At 62.9% G+C, this 18,993-nt stretch carries 14 protein-coding genes; 6 read left to right on the top strand and 8 right to left on the bottom strand.

Translation table 11 applies throughout. The features are described from left to right. Window positions 1-13: 13 nt before the first annotated feature. Window positions 14-220, bottom strand: a complete 207-nt coding sequence (locus ACMFWR_RS16535) for a cold-shock protein (RefSeq protein ID WP_413192679.1) — start codon at window positions 218-220, stop codon at window positions 14-16. Between the two features lie 545 nt (window positions 221-765). Here ACMFWR_RS16535 and clpS point away from each other — a divergent pair. Further along, entirely contained in the window at window positions 766-1,080 is a 315-nt protein-coding gene (clpS, locus tag ACMFWR_RS16530) for an ATP-dependent Clp protease adapter ClpS (RefSeq protein WP_413192678.1), read from the top strand. Beyond that, a complete protein-coding gene (gene clpA, locus ACMFWR_RS16525; protein ID WP_413192677.1) occupies window positions 1,077-3,374 on the top strand; it encodes an ATP-dependent Clp protease ATP-binding subunit ClpA in 2,298 nt (765 codons plus the stop codon). Before clpS ends, clpA begins: the two co-directional genes overlap by 4 nt. 346 nt (window positions 3,375-3,720) lie before the next feature. Here the strand turns inward: clpA and dut are convergent, their stop codons facing one another. The 6 genes from dut to ACMFWR_RS16495 form a co-directional block, all read right to left on the bottom strand. Next, complete coding sequence (dut, locus tag ACMFWR_RS16520) at window positions 3,721-4,167, bottom strand: dUTP diphosphatase (protein ID WP_413192676.1); 447 nt, start codon at window positions 4,165-4,167, stop codon at window positions 3,721-3,723. A 163-nt stretch (window positions 4,168-4,330) separates the two neighbouring features. After that, entirely contained in the window at window positions 4,331-5,338 is a 1,008-nt protein-coding gene (locus tag ACMFWR_RS16515; protein WP_413192675.1) for an LLM class flavin-dependent oxidoreductase, read from the bottom strand. A gap of 85 nt (window positions 5,339-5,423) precedes the next feature. Then, the gene (coaBC, locus tag ACMFWR_RS16510; protein ID WP_413192674.1) at window positions 5,424-6,629 is read right to left on the bottom strand and encodes a bifunctional phosphopantothenoylcysteine decarboxylase/phosphopantothenate--cysteine ligase CoaBC; all 1,206 of its coding nucleotides are present in this window, start codon (window positions 6,627-6,629) and stop codon (window positions 5,424-5,426) included. A 146-nt stretch (window positions 6,630-6,775) separates the two neighbouring features. Then, window positions 6,776-7,270, bottom strand: coding sequence for a signal peptidase II (lspA, locus tag ACMFWR_RS16505; protein WP_413192673.1), 495 nt, complete (start codon window positions 7,268-7,270; stop codon window positions 6,776-6,778). Then, window positions 7,270-10,125, bottom strand: coding sequence for an isoleucine--tRNA ligase (ileS, locus tag ACMFWR_RS16500; protein ID WP_413192672.1), 2,856 nt, complete (start codon window positions 10,123-10,125; stop codon window positions 7,270-7,272). The genes lspA and ileS overlap by 1 nt, the downstream gene beginning before the upstream one ends. A 120-nt stretch (window positions 10,126-10,245) precedes the next feature. Further along, window positions 10,246-11,220, bottom strand: a complete 975-nt coding sequence (locus tag ACMFWR_RS16495; RefSeq protein ID WP_413192671.1) for a bifunctional riboflavin kinase/FAD synthetase — start codon at window positions 11,218-11,220, stop codon at window positions 10,246-10,248. 191 nt (window positions 11,221-11,411) lie between these two features. Here ACMFWR_RS16495 and purN point away from each other — a divergent pair, with 191 nt between their 5' ends. Both purN and ACMFWR_RS16485 read left to right on the top strand, forming a co-directional pair. Next, complete coding sequence (gene purN / locus ACMFWR_RS16490; RefSeq protein ID WP_413192670.1) at window positions 11,412-12,053, top strand: phosphoribosylglycinamide formyltransferase; 642 nt, start codon at window positions 11,412-11,414, stop codon at window positions 12,051-12,053. A gap of 413 nt (window positions 12,054-12,466) precedes the next feature. Next, window positions 12,467-13,852, top strand: a complete 1,386-nt coding sequence (locus ACMFWR_RS16485) for an RsmB/NOP family class I SAM-dependent RNA methyltransferase (protein WP_413194933.1) — start codon at window positions 12,467-12,469, stop codon at window positions 13,850-13,852. A 153-nt stretch (window positions 13,853-14,005) separates the two neighbouring features. Here the strand turns inward: ACMFWR_RS16485 and ACMFWR_RS16480 are convergent, their stop codons facing one another. Then, a complete protein-coding gene (locus ACMFWR_RS16480) occupies window positions 14,006-15,742 on the bottom strand; it encodes a ClcB-like voltage-gated chloride channel protein (RefSeq protein ID WP_413192669.1) in 1,737 nt (578 codons plus the stop codon). Between the two features lie 601 nt (window positions 15,743-16,343). Between ACMFWR_RS16480 and ACMFWR_RS16475 the strand changes: the two genes are divergently transcribed. Together ACMFWR_RS16475 and nadA are read left to right on the top strand one after the other, a co-directional pair. After that, on the top strand, window positions 16,344-17,540 hold the full coding sequence (locus tag ACMFWR_RS16475; protein WP_413192668.1) for a fatty acid desaturase: 1,197 nt from the start codon (window positions 16,344-16,346) through the stop codon (window positions 17,538-17,540). Between the two features lie 258 nt (window positions 17,541-17,798). After that, window positions 17,799-18,938, top strand: coding sequence for a quinolinate synthase NadA (nadA, locus tag ACMFWR_RS16470; protein ID WP_413192667.1), 1,140 nt, complete (start codon window positions 17,799-17,801; stop codon window positions 18,936-18,938). The last annotated feature ends 55 nt before the right edge of the window (window positions 18,939-18,993 follow it).

Here is an 18,993-nt window from a genome sequence, read left to right as displayed (position 1 = left end):
GCGGGGTTTGGCCTTAGGCCGGTGCCTGGATGTTCGAGGCTTGCTTGCCCTTGGGGCCTTGCACCACGTCGAACGTCACCTTCTGACCTTCCTTCAGCGTCTTGAAGCCATTCATCTGAATTGCCGAAAAGTGCGCAAACAGATCCTCACCGCCTTCGTCCGGGGTGATGAATCCGTAGCCTTTGGCATCGTTGAACCACTTGACCGTACCGGTTGCCATACCAACTTCCCCTGTAACTCGACTCTTGTCACGTGCAAAACACGAGCGTGTTCGAAACCCTGAGGGTTAATCCCGTCGCGTCCGTACCTGCTCACCCGGCATTTCTTCTTGTTTGTCGAAAAAAGTGCCAGCTTGATTGTTCTTGCTCTTTATTGGAGTGTCAAGAAAATTTTCGAGATAAGCATTCCCCCTTATTGCATGGGTAATTTGAACGATGCACGTTCAAATTGACGCCGTTTTGACAAGCTCAGCGCGCGCTCTTGAAAACGGCCATAATCGAACCAAGATAGGACACGTCGTGAATCGCGCATCGCGTGGCAAGCAGCTTGAGCACAATCGAGGCATGATCGTTGCGCAAGCTGTGCCGTGCGTCAGTGGGGTACCGAACGATTGTCGGGGTGCAATGTCAGGAAAGGGTGGCAGCGCAGTGAATCGTCGCGCGGCGAAGCACTGCGTTAAGCGGGGCCTGTGGCCACCTAAAGTCCTGATGTTGCGTGGGGTTTTGGCGGGATTGCAGGCTCCCGCGAGTTGTTTAGAATGGGTGTATGGCAATTTTCCCGGACAAGCAAGACGGTGCCGTGCTGGAGCGGCAGGAAGAGAAGCTAAAGCCGCCGTCTATGCACAAAGTGGTACTGCTCAACGACGACTTCACGCCGATGGAGTTTGTCGTGATGGTGATCCAGGAATATTTTGGCAAGGATCGCGAAAATGCGACCCAGATCATGCTGAAAGTTCACCGTGAGGGCAGAGGGGTTTGCGGGGTCTATACAAGAGACGTCGCGGCAACCAAGGTTGAGCTGGTAGTTACCCATGCACGGCAAGCGGGGCACCCGCTGCAGTGCGTGATGGAGGAAGCATGATTGCCCAAGAGCTGGAAGTCAGTCTGCACATGGCGTTTATGGAAGCACGCCAGGCACGGCACGAATTTATTACTGTCGAGCATTTGCTACTCGCATTGCTCGACAACCCGACCGCGGCTGAAGTGCTACGCGCCTGCGCGGCGAATATCGAGGATCTGCGCCAGAACTTGCGCAATTTCATCCACGACAATACGCCGACCGTCCCGGGTACCGACGACGTGGACACGCAACCGACCCTCGGTTTCCAGCGTGTGATTCAACGCGCGATCATGCATGTCCAGTCGACGTCGAACGGCAAGAAGGAAGTGACGGGCGCGAATGTGCTGGTTGCGATCTTCGGCGAAAAGGATTCGCACGCTGTCTACTACCTGCAGCAGCAGGGCGTGACGCGTCTGGATGTCGTCAACTTTATTTCGCACGGCATCACGAAGACCGGTTCGGCCGAAAGCGCGAAGGCAAGCGAAAGCACGCCTGAAAGCGAAGACGCCGCTGCGCAAAAGGAAACGCCGCTTGCGCAGTTCACGCAGAACCTCAACCAGATGGCGCGCGACGGCAAGATCGATCCGCTGATCGGTCGCGAGTCGGAAGTCGAGCGCGTGGTGCAGGTGCTGTGCCGTCGCCGCAAGAACAATCCGCTGCTCGTCGGCGAAGCCGGCGTCGGCAAGACCGCGATCGCCGAAGGTCTCGCATGGCGCGTGACGCGCGGCGAAGTGCCGGACATCCTGCTCGATGCGACGGTCTACTCGCTCGACATGGGCGCATTGCTCGCGGGCACGAAGTATCGCGGCGATTTCGAGCAACGCCTGAAAACGGTGCTCAAGGAACTGAAGGAACGCCCGCATGCGATCCTGTTCATTGACGAAATCCATACGCTGATCGGCGCAGGCGCGGCATCGGGCGGCACGCTCGACGCATCGAACCTGCTCAAGCCGGCGTTGTCGTCGGGGCAGCTCAAGTGCATCGGTGCGACGACGTTCACCGAGTACCGCGGCATCTTCGAAAAGGATGCAGCGCTGTCGCGTCGCTTCCAGAAGATCGACGTGGTCGAGCCGACCGTCGAACAGACGATCGCGATTCTGCGTGGTCTGAAGTCGCGCTTCGAAGAGCACCACAGCGTCAAGTATTCGACGGGTGCGCTGACCGCAGCCGCTGAGTTGTCGGCACGCTTCATCACCGACCGTCATCTGCCGGACAAGGCGATCGACGTGATCGACGAAGCGGGCGCGGCGCAACGCATCCTGCCGAAGTCGAAGCAGAAAAAGACGATCGGCAAGAACGAGATCGAAGACATCATCTCGCGCATTGCTCGCGTTCCGGCACAGAGCGTGTCGCAGGACGATCGCGGCAAGCTGCAGAACCTCGATCGCGACTTGAAGGCCGTCGTGTTTGGTCAGGACCCGGCGATCGAAGCCTTGTCGGCTGCGATCAAGATGTCGCGCGCGGGCCTTGGCAAGACCGACAAACCGATCGGCGCGTTCCTGTTCTCGGGCCCGACCGGTGTCGGCAAGACCGAAGTCGCGAAGCAACTTGCGTTCGTGATGGGCATCGAGCTGCTGCGCTTCGACATGTCCGAATACATGGAACGCCACGCGGTGAGCCGGCTGATCGGCGCGCCTCCGGGCTACGTCGGTTTCGACCAGGGTGGTCTGCTGACCGAAGCGATTACGAAGAAGCCGCATTGCGTGCTGCTGCTCGACGAAATCGAAAAGGCGCATCCGGACATCTTCAACGTGCTGCTCCAGGTCATGGACCACGGCACGCTGACGGATAACAACGGACGCAAGGCCGATTTCCGCAACGTGATCATCATCATGACCACGAATGCGGGCGCCGAAGCGATGCAGAAGTCGACACTGGGCTTCACGTCGCGTCGCGAAACCGGCGACGAGATGAACGACATCAAGCGCATGTTCACGCCTGAGTTCCGCAACCGGCTCGACGCGATCATCAGCTTCCGCTCGCTCGATCAGGAAATCATCATGCGGGTGGTCGACAAGTTCCTTATGCAGCTCGAAGATCAGCTGCACGAGAAGAAGGTCGATGTGGTGTTCACCGATGCATTGCGCGCGTATCTGAGCAAGCATGGCTTCGACCCGCTGATGGGTGCGCGGCCGATGCAGCGGCTGATTCAGGATACGATCCGCCGTGCGCTCGCCGACGAACTGTTGTTCGGCAAGCTCGTGAACGGTGGTCGCGTGACGGTGGATATCGACGATCAGGACAAGATCCAGCTGACGTTCGACGAAACCGGTTTGCCGCGCAATCCGAATCCGGAAACGATCGAAGTCGAATAACGATCGGGCGGGACGCAGAAAACAAAACGGCGAGGTGCAGACCTCGCCGTTTTTTATTGCTCATGCTTTATTGCGTGCGACTCATTGCCGATTGCCTATTGCCACTGCCCGCGTTTTATTACATATCCATTCATGTCTTTAATCTGACATGAATCAATACCAGGCCCTGTTATTGAATCCCGAATCATTCAATAAAAATAAATAATATTGATAGCCTGATCCTCCAAATGAAATGGCAGGATTAATACCGACGCGAACTCGCATCAATATCTTTTCAGCTGCCACTCCCGGTCACAGTAAGGAAGCCGGCTAGAACAGAGTCTGTGCGAATCGGGGCAGGTCAGGTTCAGCCCTTGCCCGTACTTCCAAACCCGCCCGCGCCGCGTTCGCTCGATTCGAATTCATCGACGATATTGAACGTGGCCTGGACGACCGGCACCACGACGAGTTGCGCGAGGCGTTCGAACGGGTTCAGGACAAAGGCCTGCGAGCCGCGGTTCCACGTCGAGATCATCAGCTGGCCCTGGTAATCCGAATCGATCAGACCCACGAGATTGCCGAGCACGATGCCGTGCTTATGGCCGAGGCCCGAACGCGGCAGGATCACGGCGGCATAGCCCGGGTCGGCGAGGTGAATGGCAAGACCCGTCGGCACCAGCGCTGTTGCGCCGGGTTCGAGCGTGAGCGGCGCATCGAGGCAGGCGCGCAGATCCAGTCCGGCGCTGCCCGGGGTCGCGTATTGGGGCAGTTGGTCGCGCAGACGTTCGTCGAGGATCTTGAGGTCGATATGCATGGTGCTGCCTTGGTAAAAGAAAGGTTGTGGGTCGGTTGATTCGAAATGCCGGGCAGTTCGTCAGGCCGGCGCGTCGTGTCGCGTTGACGGCAGTATCCATTGCCGTCTGGACCGCGGTTCCGGATCTTGCATTGCGTCGCGCGCAGATCGGATCGTGTCCCGCCTAAGCCTGCACCTGCAACTCGAACGCATCGGCGAGCAACTCATACGAGCGCAGGCGTGCGGCGTAGCTGCCCGCGACGGTCAGCACGATCAGCTCGTCCGCGTTGAAGCGCGACTGAAGCGCTCGCACGCGATCGGCGACGCGGTCGGGTGTGCCAATGATGCTTCGGGCTTTCTCGTGCTCGATGATCGCGAGTTCGCGCGCACCATATTCCTGCGTGCCGCCTTGTTCGATCGAAGGGATCGGCGCGTTCAGGCCAAGGGCCATCTGGACGCGTCGCAAGTCGACCGCCTTTTCCAGCGCGGCCGCTTCAGCGTCGGTATCGGCGCAGATCACAAACACAGCGGCCGCGGCGTAGGGGGCATCCTCGTGGTCCGGCTGAAAGCGTTCGCGATAAGCCTGCGCGACTTGTTCACCGTACTGCGCGTTGATGAAGTGGGCAAACGCGAAGCGAATGCCGAGCTTTGCGGCCAGCAATCCGCCAAATTCGCTCGAACCGAGCATCCATAGCTGCGGTCGCGTGTCGATCTGCGGCTGAAGCAGCACACCGCGCGCGACATGCTCGGACGGCAGCGTGCCGTTGAAGATGCCGACGAGATCCGCCACCTGTTGCGGGAAGTCTTCCCCGAAATCGTAGTGGCCATTCGCGACGGCTTGCGCGGTCTTCATGTCGCCGCCGGGCGCGCGACCCACGCCGAGGTCGATCCGGTTCGGGAACAGCGCTTCGAGCATCTGAAACTGCTCGGCCAGCTTGAACGGTGCGTAGTAGGGCAGCATGACGCCGCCCGAGCCGAGCCGGATGCGTCGTGTCACGCTGCCCAGGCGCGCAAGCATGACTTCCGGCGCCGGATTTGCGACACCGCGCAGACCGTGATGCTCGGCGCACCAGTAGCGCGTATAGCCGAGGTCATCGGCGAGCTGGGCGAGTTCGACCGTGGCCGCAACGGCGTCGGCCGCGCTGTGCCCATGGATCACGGGCGTCTGGTCGAGGACTGATAACTTCACCATCGGTTCATCCTTCAAGGACCGGTCACTTCACCATCGTGCGCCGCATGGGTGCACGGATGCAGGCGTACAAGGAGGCTCGCGCCGTTCAACTGAACAAGCTGCCCGGCAACCGCTTGGCGATATGTTCGATCAGCAGCGTCGCGAGCGTGGTCTTGTCTGCGCGCGGCAGGCGCGTGATGCCGTGTTCGTCATAGATCGCGACTTCGTTCTCGTCGCGGCCGAAGGTCGCGGGACCGACATTGCCGATCAACAATGGCACGTTCTTGCGCACGCGTTTGGCTGCTGCGTTCGCGTCGAGATCATCGCTTTCCGCGGCGAAACCGACGCAATACGGTCCATCGGGCAGACGAGCGACCGCCGCGAGAATATCGGGGTTCTCGACGAATTCGAACGCAGGCGGCGTACCGTCGGCGGTCTTCTTGATCTTGCGTTCGCTGACATGCGCGACGCGCCAATCCGCGACCGCAGCGACAGCAATGAACAGGTCGGCGCCCGAAGCGGAAGCGAGCGCGGCGTCATGCATCTGCTGGGCCGTCTGCACGTCCTGCCGCCAGACACCCCACGGCGTATCGAGCGCGGTCGGGCCGGCGATCAGCGTGACGTCGGCGCCGCTGTTTGCGGCCGCACGCGCGAGCGCAAATCCCATCTTGCCGCTCGACAGATTCGTGATGCCGCGCACTGGGTCGATCGGTTCGAACGTCGGGCCCGCGGTGATCACGACGCGCTTGCCGTCGAGGTGCTTGGGTGCAAAGAACGCGACGATTGCGGAGTAGACGGCAGCGGGTTCGAGCATGCGCCCGTCGCCGACCTCACCGCACGCCTGCGGGCCCGCGTCGGGCCCGAGCACGCGCACGCCATCGGCGCGTAGCTGGTTGGCGTTGCGTTGCGTCGCCGGGTTCTGCCACATCTGCCGGTTCATCGCCGGCACGACGAGCAGCGGGCAATCGCGCGCGATGCACAGCGTCGAGAGCAGATCGTCGGCAAAGCCGTGCGCGAGCTTTGCGATGAAATCCGTCGACGCGGGCGCGATCACGATCGCGTCGGCCTCGCGCGACAAGTCGATATGCGGCATGTTGTTGGGCACGCGCGCATCCCACTGGCTGGTGTACACCGGACGACCGGAGAGCGCCTGCAGGGTCACCGGCGTGATGAACTGCGTCGCCGCTTCGGTCATGACGACCTGAACCGTCGCACCGGCCTTCGTAAGCAGGCGCGTGAGTTCGGCGACCTTGTAGCAGGCGATGCCGCCGGTCAGTCCGAGGACGATATGTTTTCCTGCGAGCTCCGCCATCTATTGCCTCGCTGTGCAGAAGTACGATGCCCGCCGCGCCGGCGGGTCATCGTCTTGTGTTCAATCGAAAACGGGGTGGGTCCGGCCTCGCGGCCGAACCGAAGATCAGGGCGCCAGCATAACCGGAACCCGCAAGATGGGTGCGGCTAGCGCGAACCGCCGACGCGCCGCAACTCGTCGATGATCAGCAGGATCGCGCCGAGCGTGATCGCGCTGTCCGCGAGATTGAACGTCGCGAAGTGCCAGCCGTTCAGGTGGAAGTCGAGAAAGTCGATCACGTGGCCATAGACCGCGCGATCGATCACGTTGCCGATCGCGCCGCCGAGGATCATCGCGAGCGCGAAGCAGAACAGGCTCTGATTGCCGTGCTTGCGCAGCAGGACAATGATCAGCACCGCGGCCGCGACCGCCAGCAACGTGAAGAACCAGCGTTGCCAGCCGCCCGACGCGGCGAGAAAGCTGAACGCCGCGCCCGTGTTGTACGTCAGCACGAGATTGAAGAACGGCGTGATCACGCGGCCTGCGCCATACGCGAACAGCTTGGTCATCGTGATCTTCGTGACCTGATCGATCAGCACGACCACGAGCGCAAGCCCGAGCCACGGGATCAGCACGCCTTGTTGTTGTCGCGATGCCGCCATTACGCTGCGCTCCTCGTTTCGCCCGCACCAAACAGATTGCTCACGCAGCGGCCACAGAGCGTGGCGTGCTCGGCGTCGGCGTCGGCGCCGACGTCGGCGCGATAGTGCCAGCAGCGCTCGCACTTCGCGAACGACGACGGGCGCACGTAGACACCTTCGTCGTCAGCCGATTCCACGCGTTCGACCGTGGCAGCGGACGTGATCAGCACGAACTTGAGGTCGTCGCCGAGGCTGTCGAGCGCTTCGCGGCGTGCACCGTTGGCCTTGAGCGTGACTTCAGCCTGCAGCGACGAGCCGATCTGCTCGGCCACGCGTGCGTCTTCGAGCGACTTCGTGACTTCACCGCGTACTGCGCGCAGCAGCGTCCACTTGTCGAGCAGCGCTTCACTGCCGGCGATCTCGGGATACGTGTAGAACACTTCGGTGAAGATCGTGTCGTTACCCGGGGCGAACACCTTCCACGCTTCCTCGGCCGTGAACGACAGGAACGGCGCGACGATGCGCAGCAGGCCCTGCGTCAGATGGTAGAGCGCGGTTTGCGCGGCACGGCGTGCGGGTGCATCGGGCGCGCTCGTATAGAGACGATCCTTGAGCACGTCGAGATAGAACCCGCCGAGGTCTTCCGAGCAGAACGTCGATACCTTGGCGACGATCGGGTGGAACTCGAACTTCTCGTAGTTTGCGAGCCACTCGTTTTGTTGAGCCTGGGCGAGCGCGACGGCATAGCGGTCGATCTCGAGCCATTGCTCGGGCGGCAGCGCGTGCTTCGCGTAGTCGAAGTCCGACAGGTTCGCGAGCAGGAAGCGCACCGTGTTGCGGATCCGGCGATACGTATCCGACGTGCGCTTGAGGATTTCTTCGGACAGCGCGAGTTCGCCCGAATAGTCGGTCGCGGCGATCCAGAGCCGGATGATTTCAGCGCCGAGCTTCTGCGCGATCTCTTGCGGTTCGATCCCGTTGCCGAGCGACTTCGACATCTTGCGGCCCTGCGCATCGACCGTGAAGCCGTGCGTGAGCAAGCCCTTGTACGGCGCACGGCCGTCGAGCATCGCACCCGTAAGCAGCGACGAGTGGAACCAGCCGCGATGCTGGTCCGAGCCTTCGAGATACAAATCGGCCGGCCATTGCAGCGAGTCCGCATGCGAGCCGCGCAGCACGTGCCAGTGCGTCGTGCCCGAGTCGAACCAGACGTCGAGCGTGTCGCGGTTCTTCTCGTAGTACTGGACGTCGTCGCCGATCAGATCGCGCGCGTCCAGGCGTTGCCACGCTTCGATGCCTTCTTTCTCGACGCGCTTGGCGATTTCTTCGAGCAGGGCCGGGGTATGCGGATGCAGCTCGCCGGTTTCCTTGTGCACGAAGAACGCCATCGGCACGCCCCATTGGCGTTGACGCGACAGCGTCCAGTCCGGGCGATTGGCGATCATCGCGTGCAGACGTGCCTTGCCCCATGCGGGATAGAACGCTGTGTTGTCGATCGCTTCGAGCGCGGTTTCGCGCAGCGTGCCGCCACCGTCGTTCGGGGCGATGTCGAGACCCGCGAACCACTGCGACGTCGCGCGATAGATGATCGGCGTCTTGTGACGCCAGCAGTGCATGTAGCTGTGCTCGTAGTTCGTGGTGTGCAGCAACGAGCCGGCGAGACGCAGCGCTTCGACGATCTTCGGGTTGGCCTTCCAGATCATGAGCCCGCCGAACAGCGGCAGGCTGTCGGCGAAGTGGCCATCACCGAGCACCGGGCTCAGGATGTCCGCGTCAGCCATGCCGTGCGACTTGCACGACACGAAGTCTTCGATACCGTAGGCCGGCGCCGAGTGCACGATGCCGGTACCCGTATCGAGCGTGACGTAGTCGCCGACGTAGATCGGCGACGTGCGGTTGTAGCCGGGGTCGGCCTTCGCGAGCGGATGCGTGAAGCGGATGCCCGCGAGGTTCGCGCCGATCGTCGACGCGATGATGTGGCCGGTCGTGTCGTAGGTCTTCAGGCAGGCCTCGACGCGTTCGGTCGCGAGCAGCAGCAGGCCGCGCGGCGTGTTGACGAGGCTGTAGCTGAACTCGGGGTGCACGTTGAGCGCCTGGTTCGACGGGATCGTCCAGGGCGTCGTCGTCCAGATCACGATGCCGCCTTCGGTCGTCGGCAGCGAAGGCAGGCCAAAGGCCGCCGCAACGCGCTCGGGTTCGGCATAGCCGAAGACGACGTCGATCGTCGGGTCGACCTTGTCGGCATATTCGACCTCGGCTTCGGCGAGCGCCGAGCCGCAGTCGAAGCACCAGTTCACCGGCTTGAGGCCGCGGAACACATAGCCCTTCTCCATGATCTTCGCGAGCGCGCGGATTTCGCCCGCTTCATTGCCGAACGCCATGGTCTTGTACGGATTGTCCCAGTCGCCGATCACGCCGAGCCGGCGGAAACCGACCTTCTGGCGCTCGATCTGCTCGGTCGCGTAAGCACGCGCCTTTTGCTGGACTTCGGCCACCGGCAGCGACTTGCCGAACTGCTTTTCGATCTGGATTTCGATCGGCATGCCGTGGCAGTCCCAGCCGGGCACGTACGGCGCGTCGAAGCCGGCCATATTGCGCGACTTGACGACGATGTCCTTCAGGATCTTGTTGACCGCGTGGCCCAGGTGAATATCACCGTTCGCGTACGGCGGGCCGTCGTGGAGGATGAACTTCGGACGGCCCTTGCTGGCCGCGCGAATCTTGCCGTAGAGGTCGTTCTCCTGCCATTCCTTGACCCATTGCGGCTCGCGCTTGGGCAGGTCGCCGCGCATCGGAAACGGCGTGTCGAGCAGGTTGACGGGGTACTTCGACGTCTGCTTGGTGTCGGCTTTCTTATCGCCTTTCTTGTCGCTCATCGTATCGCTTGGTTGAATTCGTCGGGCGTGGCGCCGCAAGTCGAGCGGCACCGCATGCAAGGCGGGTGCGGCGGCGGGCGCGTGTTCCGGGGAACCCCGGCGCGCCTGTCGCCGCGAGATTCAAATTCGGTCGGTGGCCGAGGTGGCGAAATCGCGCTGGCCACCGTGCGCGGCGAACCAGGCGCGCGTGTCGTCGACATCGCGCTGGATCGCTGCCGTCAGCGTGGGCAGATCGACGAACTTCGCTTCGTCACGCAGCTTCTTGAGGAACTCGACGCGGATCAGCTTGCCGTAGGCGTCGCCGTGCCAGTCGAGCAAATGCACTTCGAGCAAGACGCGGCCCGAGTCGTCGACGGTCGGCCGCAGGCCGAGGCTTGCCACGCCGGCCACGGGCTTGTCGGCCAGGCCGTGAACCTGCACGACGAGAATGCCAGACAGCGCCGGCCGCGTATGGGCCACGCGCAGATTCAGCGTCGGGAAACCGAGATCGCGTCCGAGCTTCGCGCCATGCACGACATGGCCGCTGAATTCGTAGGGACGTCCGAGCAGCGTCGCGGCGCCGGCGACGTCGCCTGCGACCAGCGCGCTGCGCACGGCCGAACTCGAAATGCGGGCACCCGACGTGTCGGACACCGTGGCCATCTGTTCGACTTCGAAACCGTACTTCGCGCCCGCGGCCTTGAGTGAGTCGAAGTCGCCTGCGCGCTTCGCGCCGTAGCGGAAGTCATCGCCGACGAGGACCCAGCGCGCGTGCAGTCCGTTGACAATGATCTTTTCGACGAATGCGTCGGGCGTCTGCGATGCGAAGGTCTGGTTGAAGTGCTCGACGACGACGCGGTCGACGTGATTCATGCGCAGGGCATCGAGCTTGTCACGCAGCAGCGCGATACGCGGCGGGGCCCCTGCCGGGTTGAAGAATTCGCGGGGATGCGGCTCGAAGGTCATCACGCAGACGGGCAGGCCACGCGCGTCGGCCGCTGCGCGCACGCGCGCGAGCAGCGCCTGATGGCCGCGATGGACACCGTCGAAGTTGCCGATCGTCAGTGCGCAGGGCGCCTTGCTCTCGGCATTGGGTAGACCTCTGAAAACTCTCACAATTTCGCGCGCAGGGTGACCGCCGTCAAAGCCAGCGGGGTCCGGCCTTCGCCGTGGGCGGCAAAGGTCGGCCAAGTCCGGCAAGGATCCGGTCTCGACCGGATTGCCGCAAAACGCAAGATTATAAACGTTAGGCGGGCTGGGCCGCCTTTTGCTCGGGGCCAGTGTGGGCGCGATGATAATATCCGCGCATGAAAAACATTGTGATCCTGATTTCCGGTCGCGGCACCAACATGGAAGCCATTGTCCATGCCCTGGCTGCAGAGCGCTGGCCTGCGCGGATCGCGGCGGTAGTGTCGAACCGGCCCGACGCGGCCGGACTGGCTTTTGCGGCTTCGCACGGCGTGGCGACCGCAGTGGTCAACCACAAGGACTATGCAGATCGCGAAAGCTTCGACGCGCAGCTACAGCAGACCGTCGATGGTTTCGAGCCGGACCTCGTCGTGCTCGCAGGGTTTATGCGCGTACTGACGCCGGGCTTTGTCTCGCACTATCGGGATCGTATGCTCAACGTGCACCCGTCATTGCTGCCGTGCTTTCCCGGGCTCAAGACGCACGCGCGTGCGCTCGAGGCGGGCGTCAAGCTGCATGGCGCGACGATTCACTTCGTGACGGCGGACCTCGACCATGGTCCGATCGTGCTGCAGGGCGCCGTGCCGGTGCGCGCGGGCGACACGCCCGAAGCGCTGGAGCGGCGCGTGCTGGAAATTGAACATCAGATCTACCCGCGCGCGGTGCGCTGGTTCGTCGAAGACCGCCTGGCGGTCGACGGCGGCCTCGCTTCGCTGACGCCACCCGAGCCGCAATGGTGGTTCGCCACGGAGCAAGCATGAATACCAAGCCTAAAAAACCCAATCGTCCGCGCGGTGCGGAAGCCACGGCGGCAGGACGTCGCTCGGCGGAACACGCGGCGTCGCGACTCAAATCGACAGAAGGCGCAGGTTCGCGCAGCACGGGCACGGGCAGCCGGCCCGGCGCAAAGCGTGCGGGCCCTTCGCGCGCATCGGAAGCCGGTCCCGCCGAGGCGGGTGGCGGCCGCGGCAAAGCCACCGGCATCGGTCGTGGCAATTCGGGAAGCAGCCGCGGCGCCGCGCAGTCGGGTGACGCGCGTAGCGGCGCACGCAGTGGAGCGGGTTCAAAGCCGGCCGGTGGCGGCCGTGGCGGTTCGAAGGCCTCGCCGTTGCGTCGCGCTGGCGACCGTACATCGAAGTCGACGCCGTCGACGCGCACCGAGGGTGGCACGCGCGTGCACGGTTTCCTCGTCGGTCAGGCTGAAACCCTGCTTGCTGAAGTGCTCGAGTTCAAGGGTCCGGCGGATGCGACGACGAGCCGCTTTTTCCGCGAGCATCCGAAGCTTGGTCACGCCGAACGCGGTGTGATCGCCGAGGCGGTGTTCGCCGTGCTGCGCCGTCGCAGCGAGTTTTCGCACCTGGCCGAAAGCGGCACGGGGTCGCCGGCGCGACGCCTGATTCTGCTCGGTCTGATGCAGACGATTGGGCGTACGGCGCTGCTGCCGCTCGTGTCGGCGGACGAGGCCGAATGGCTCGACCGGATTTCGAAGATCGATCCCGCGAGCTTGCCGGCGCGCGTGCGCATGAACTTGCCCGACTGGATCGAGAAGCCGCTCGCGGCGCGCTTCGAGCCCGAGGCGCTCGCAAAGCTGACCGCGGCGCTCAATTACCCCGCACCGCTCGACCTGCGTGCGAACACGTTCAAGGCCACGCGCGAGCAGGTGCTCGATGCGCTCGAACAAGCGGGTATCGAGGCGGGCGAGACGCCCTACGGACCGAACGCCGTTCGCGTTGAAGGCAAGCCTCCGGTCAATCGTCTCAAGGCGTTCGAAGACGGCTGGTTTGAAGTGCAGGACGAGGGCAGCCAGCTGCTCTGCCATCTCGTCGGCGCGAAGCGCGGCGAAATGGTCGTCGACTTTTGCGCGGGCGCAGGCGGCAAGACGCTGGCGCTGGGCGCGGCAATGCGCTCGACGGGCCGTCTCTATGCCTTCGATATTTCCGAGCGCCGCCTCGCCAAGCTCAAGCCGCGCATGGCGAAAAGCGGGCTGTCGAATGTTCACACCGTGCTGATCGACAGCGAGCACGATCCGAAGATCAAGCGTCTGGCTGGCAAGATCGATCGCGTGCTCGTCGACGCACCGTGCAGCGGACTCGGCACGCTGCGTCGGAATCCCGACCTCAAGTGGCGTCAGTCGCCGTCGTCGCTCGAGGAACTGACGCCGAAGCAGGCGTCGATTCTGGCGAATGCGGCGCGGCTCGTGAAACCGGGCGGCCGTCTGGTGTACGCGACGTGCTCGATCCTCGAGGCCGAAAACGAAGCGATCGTCAGCGAGTTTCTCGCGGCGCATCCGGACTTTGTGCTCGTCCCGGCTTCGAAGGTGCTGGCCGACCAGAAGATCGCGTTGGATACCGGCGACTATTTGTCGCTGTGGCCGCACGTGCACGGCACGGACGGGTTCTTCGCCGCCGTGCTCGAGCGCATCAAGCCGGCCAAGGGCAAGAAGGGCGCCGAGGCTGCGGCGGATGCGGATGCCGAAGACCTCGAGATCGAAGAGTTGCCCGATACGGCGGTTGCCGAAGCATCGGACGAAGAGGACCTCGACAGCGAGACGGCCGACTGAGTACCAAGACGGCCGTCTCGATAGCGGACGGCCGATTCAGTCACTCGTGCCCGAGACCTGGCGCTGTAGGGCGCAGGCGCTTGGGGCTGGGTCGAGATCGACAGACTGGCAGCGGAACGCCATCGTCATGCCGAAGCGCCAGCGCGCGCGACATCAAACCTGCGCGTTATCCATCTTCCCGTACGCGTCGAGCAGCGACGACTTGTAGACGACGCCGAGCAGGGTCGGCTGTGCGTCGCTCTCGATCACGGGCAGGCGCTCGCCCTGATGCATCATGAAATGCTGGAAGCCCTGTCCGAGCGTCATATCGGGCGTCAGGTAGTCGAACTTTTCGCGCAGCAGATCGGCCGCGCGCATCGATTCGGTGTCCTGGCGGCGCAGCAGCACGGACGTCACGTCCTGCAGGGCCACGACCCCTCTGAAGCATCCCGATCCATTGACGACGTAGACATACTTGACCGGGTATTCGAGGAAGATCCGCGTGATGTCCGAGAAGGGGGCCGTGTCATCGATCACCGTATCCGCAGGCCGGATCAGTTCACGCATCTGCGTCGCGCGAAGCCGCACGCGCTCCTGATGTGAGCGGTTGCGCGTGATGATCACCTGGTACATCGACGTTTCGCCTTGCGACCGTGCGATGAAATACGCCACGACGCACGCGAGCATGAGCGGCAGTACGACCTGATAGCTCAGCGTCATCTCGAAGATCATCAGGATCGCCATCAGCGGTGCGCTCGTCGCCGCGGCGAGGAACGCACCCATGCCGACCATCGCATAGGCAAAAGGCGCGGACGTGCCGTTCGGCCAGATCGCGTGTACGCCGAGGCCGTAGATCGCGCCGATCGTCGCGCCGACGAAGAGCGTCGGCGTGAACACACCGCCGATCGCGCCCGAGCCTGCGGTGAGCGCAGTCGCCACCACTTTGAACGCGAGCACGGTCGCCAGCGCCGTCCAGGTCCATGGCGAATGCAGGATCGAGTTCACGACGCTATAGCCATTGCCCCACACCTCGGGCGCATAGATCGACAGCGCGCCCACGCCAAGCCCGCCAACGCCCAGCCGTATCGGAAGGGGCCATCCCGTCTTGCCGAACAGCGACTTCGCCGTGTCGAGCACGCGCAGAAAAGCGGGTGCAAGCACACCCGCGATCATGCCGAGCGCGACAAACAGTAGCGATTCGGTACCAAAGATCGTCGGGAACGCTGGCATTTCGTAGGCCGGGTGGTAGCCCGGCAAGCTGCGCATCGTGATGTTCGCGACCACGGACGCGACGACGATGGGGCCGAAGCTGTCCATCGCGATCGAGCCGAGCACGATTTCCGTGACAAAGAAGGCGCCCGCGATCGGCGCGTTATACGCCGAGGTGATCCCCGCCGCGGCGCCGCACGCGATCAGCAGGCGCAAGCGCGGCGGGTCGAGCCGTCGAAGGCGCCCGATCACCGATGCGCCGAGTGCGGCAAGATGGACCATGGAGCCTTCGCGCCCGATCGAACCGCCCGAGGCGATCGTGCACAGCGACGACACGCTGCGCAGCAGGCTTTGACGTACCGGGATCTGGCCTTCGCCGATCGTGATCGCTTCCATGTAGTCGGAGGCGGCGCGATCTCCGGGCTGGCGTCGGGCGAGCACGAGGAACCCGCCGGCGATCACACCCCCGACGGCGGGGAGGGCGACGCGGACCGGCCAGGGCAAGTGGCGCGCGATATCGACGAGGCTGCCGTCGCGCCGCAGGATCGCCCACTGAGCGAGGTCGATGCCTTCCCGGAATGCCTCGGTCGCAAAAGCGCCGACAAAGCCGGCGACGCACGCCCAGAGCAGCATCGTGTGCGCTTCCGAGAAGCGGAACAGCGCCTGCAGGCGGGCGCGAAAACGCAAAAGAAAGTTGAACATCGGGTGGTTCGAGCCGTCGGGACCGTCCCGTGTCTCAGCCGCCTGCCGGCCTGAAGCTCACGTCGGGTCGATGCCGTACTTTAAATGAATCGTTTGGCGGAGCAATGAATCGTCGATCTGTCGATGCCGGAAGGCGCAGCGGAGTTTCGTCGCGCTCGCGCGACACCGGGTAAACCGGGCGCGTTGCGACGGCGTTTGTCCGAAAATGACCCCACGCGTCGCCGTGATTCGGTCGTCGATTGAACCTTACATTTCGCGGAACCGCGTCGCAAAAGGCAGGTCCATACCCGAAGTATCCGATTCGCCGACTCGGCGGATTTGCGCAAATCGCAGTCAAACGCCGGTTTCGGTAAGAATTGCCCGATCCTCCGGCTGAATTTGGGCTCCGACGATCGGCGTTTACCCGCTGCGACATTAAGTCGCACGGAAATGCCTAATTTTTATAGGTTTTTTTTCACAGCAAATCGAGATCGATCCTGTAAAATCAGCGCTCGCGACGTCGGGCAGCCGTCGCCCGCGTTGTGCGCCGGACGTCCACATTCCGCCTGATCTGTTCAGGCCTGGCAACCGATCCCAGCTGCTTATCGACTGAGGCTCCATTTTGGTCTACGCCGTTACCGATTTCCTTTCCAACGGTCTGCTGCATTACTCGTGGTGGCAGATTGTGTTGTTTACGCTCGCCGTCACGCACGTGACGATCGCGGGCGTGACGATCTACCTGCATCGATGCCAGGCGCACCGCGCGCTGGATCTGCACCCGATCGTTTCGCATTTCTTCCGTTTCTGGCTCTGGACCACGACGGGCATGCTGACCGGCCAATGGGCCGCGATTCACCGCAAGCACCACGCGAAGTGCGAAACCGAAGAAGATCCGCACAGCCCGCAGACCCGCGGTATCTGGAAGGTGTTCCTTGAAGGCGCCGAACTCTATCGCACGGAAGCGAAGAACGAAGACACGCTGCGCCGGTACAGCCACGGCACGCCCGATGACTGGATCGAACGCAATCTGTACACGCGTTACCCGATTCTTGGCGTGAGCCTCATGATGGTCATCGACGTGTCGCTGTTCGGCATCGTCGGTCTGACCGTGTGGGCCGTGCAGATGGCGTGGATTCCGTTCTGGGCGGCGGGTGTCGTCAACGGCTTCGGTCACTTCTGGGGCTATCGCAACTTCAATTCGGAAGATGCGAGCACGAACCTGATCCCGTTCGGCATTCTGATCGGCGGCGAAGAGCTGCATAACAACCACCACACGTACGCGACGTCGGCCAAGCTGTCGAACAAGTGGTACGAGTTCGACATCGGCTGGATGTATATCTGCCTGTTGTCGTACGCGAAGCTGGCCAAAGTCAAGAAGGTTGCGCCGACGCCGAAGCTCGGCGACCGCAAGGCGCTGGTGGACCTCGACACCTTGCAGGTGGTCCTCGCGAATCGCTACGAAGTGATGGCGAGCTACGCGAAGACGGTCAAGCGTGCGTATCGTCAGGAACTCGCGCATCTGAAGGAAATGGGTGGTCGTGAGAAATACCTGGCGCTCAAGAATGCGCGCAAGTGGTTCCACAAGGACACCGAAGACCTTCAAGAGCCGCAAAAGCTGCAACTGCCGAACATCCTCGAGCACAGCAACGCACTGAAGACGTATCACGAGATGCGCGTCGAACTCGCAGCGATCTGGGCGCGCTCGAACACGTCGCGTGAACAACTGCTGCAACAGCTTCAGGCGTGGTGCCACCGCGCGGAAGAGAGCGGCATCGTCGCACTGCGTGAATTCGCGGGCCGTCTGCGCCGCTACGCGTAATGCTTGATCGATCCGGATGCGGCGGAAGCCGGGTCCGGATCGTGTCTTGCAGCTGAATGTGCACCGGGTGGCTATCGAACTCGGACGACGGAATCCGCTACACTCTGCATTACGTCGTCGCTGTACGCATCCCGGGCTGGCCAACGCCCCGCGATGCGAAAAATAATCGTATTGGCCTCCCACGAATAACCCCGCCGACGCGGGGTTTTTTGTTTTTTGGCATTGTGTGAGTCATACCCAGCGGAATCAGGGGACATCATGTTGGAACAGTCAGTCAAAACGATCGAGTTCGATCGTCCGCAAGCGCAGGGTCTCGTTTGTGGCGTCGGACAGGCCTGGGCCCGCGTGCCCGATACGCCGTCGATCGAAGAACGAGCCGCGCTGAAGGCGCGAATCCGTGAACTGCTGGTGCGCGAAAAGGCCGTGCTCGTCGCGCACTACTATGTCGATGGTGACCTGCAGGATCTCGCCGAGGAAACCGGAGGGTGCGTTGCCGATTCGCTCGAGATGGCGCGCTTCGGACGCGATCATCCGGCGCAGACCCTGATCGTCGCCGGCGTGCGCTTTATGGGCGAGACGGCCAAAATCCTGAGCCCGGAAAAGCGCGTGCTGATGCCCGACCTCGATGCGACATGCTCGCTCGACCTCGGTTGCCCGATCGACGATTTCTCGGCGTTCTGCGATGCGCATCCGGACCGTACGGTGGTGGTGTACGCGAATACGAGCGCGGCCGTGAAAGCGCGCGCTGACTGGATGGTGACGTCGTCGATCGGTCTCGATATCGTTCGCACGTTGCACGAGCGCGGCGAGAAACTGATCTGGGCCCCGGATCGACATCTCGGTTCATACATCCAGAAGCAAACCGGCGCCGATATGCTGCTGTGGCAGGGCTCGTGCCTCGTGCATGACGAGTTCAAGGGTATCGAGCTCGAGTTGCTGCGCAAGGAGCACCCGGACGCGAAGATCCTCGTGCATCCGGAATCGCCCGCGAGCGTTGTCGCGCTGGCCGACGTCGTCGGATCGACGACTCAGCTGATTCGTGCGACGCAGGAGCTCGATGCGAAGGAATTCATCGTCGCGACGGATCTGGGCATCCTGCACAAGATGCGCGCGGCAGCGCCAGGCAAGGTCTTTATCGAAGCGCCGACAGCAGGTAACAGCGCCACGTGCAAGAGCTGCGCGCATTGCCCTTGGATGGCGATGAACGGCCTGGCGAATCTGGCGGAGGTGCTGGAGCACGGTCGCAACGAAATCCATGTCGATCCGAAGATCGGCGTGCGAGCACGTCTGCCGATCGACCGGATGCTCGACTTCGCGGCCAACAAGAACAAGGTCGTCAAGGCGAGCGGCGATCTGGCAAAAGACGCGGCGCTCTTCACGAACGTCGGCCCTGCGTAAGGCGGCGTTAAGAGATACCTGCGAGAGGCCCCTGCAATAAGCACCTGCAGAGGGG

The organism is Pararobbsia alpina, assembly GCF_965118125.1.
GTDB classification, from domain to species: Bacteria; Pseudomonadota; Gammaproteobacteria; order Burkholderiales; family Burkholderiaceae; genus Pararobbsia; species Pararobbsia alpina_A.
The sequence above is the reverse complement of the archived record's forward strand: the minus strand, read 5'-3'. Positions and strand labels throughout refer to the sequence as shown.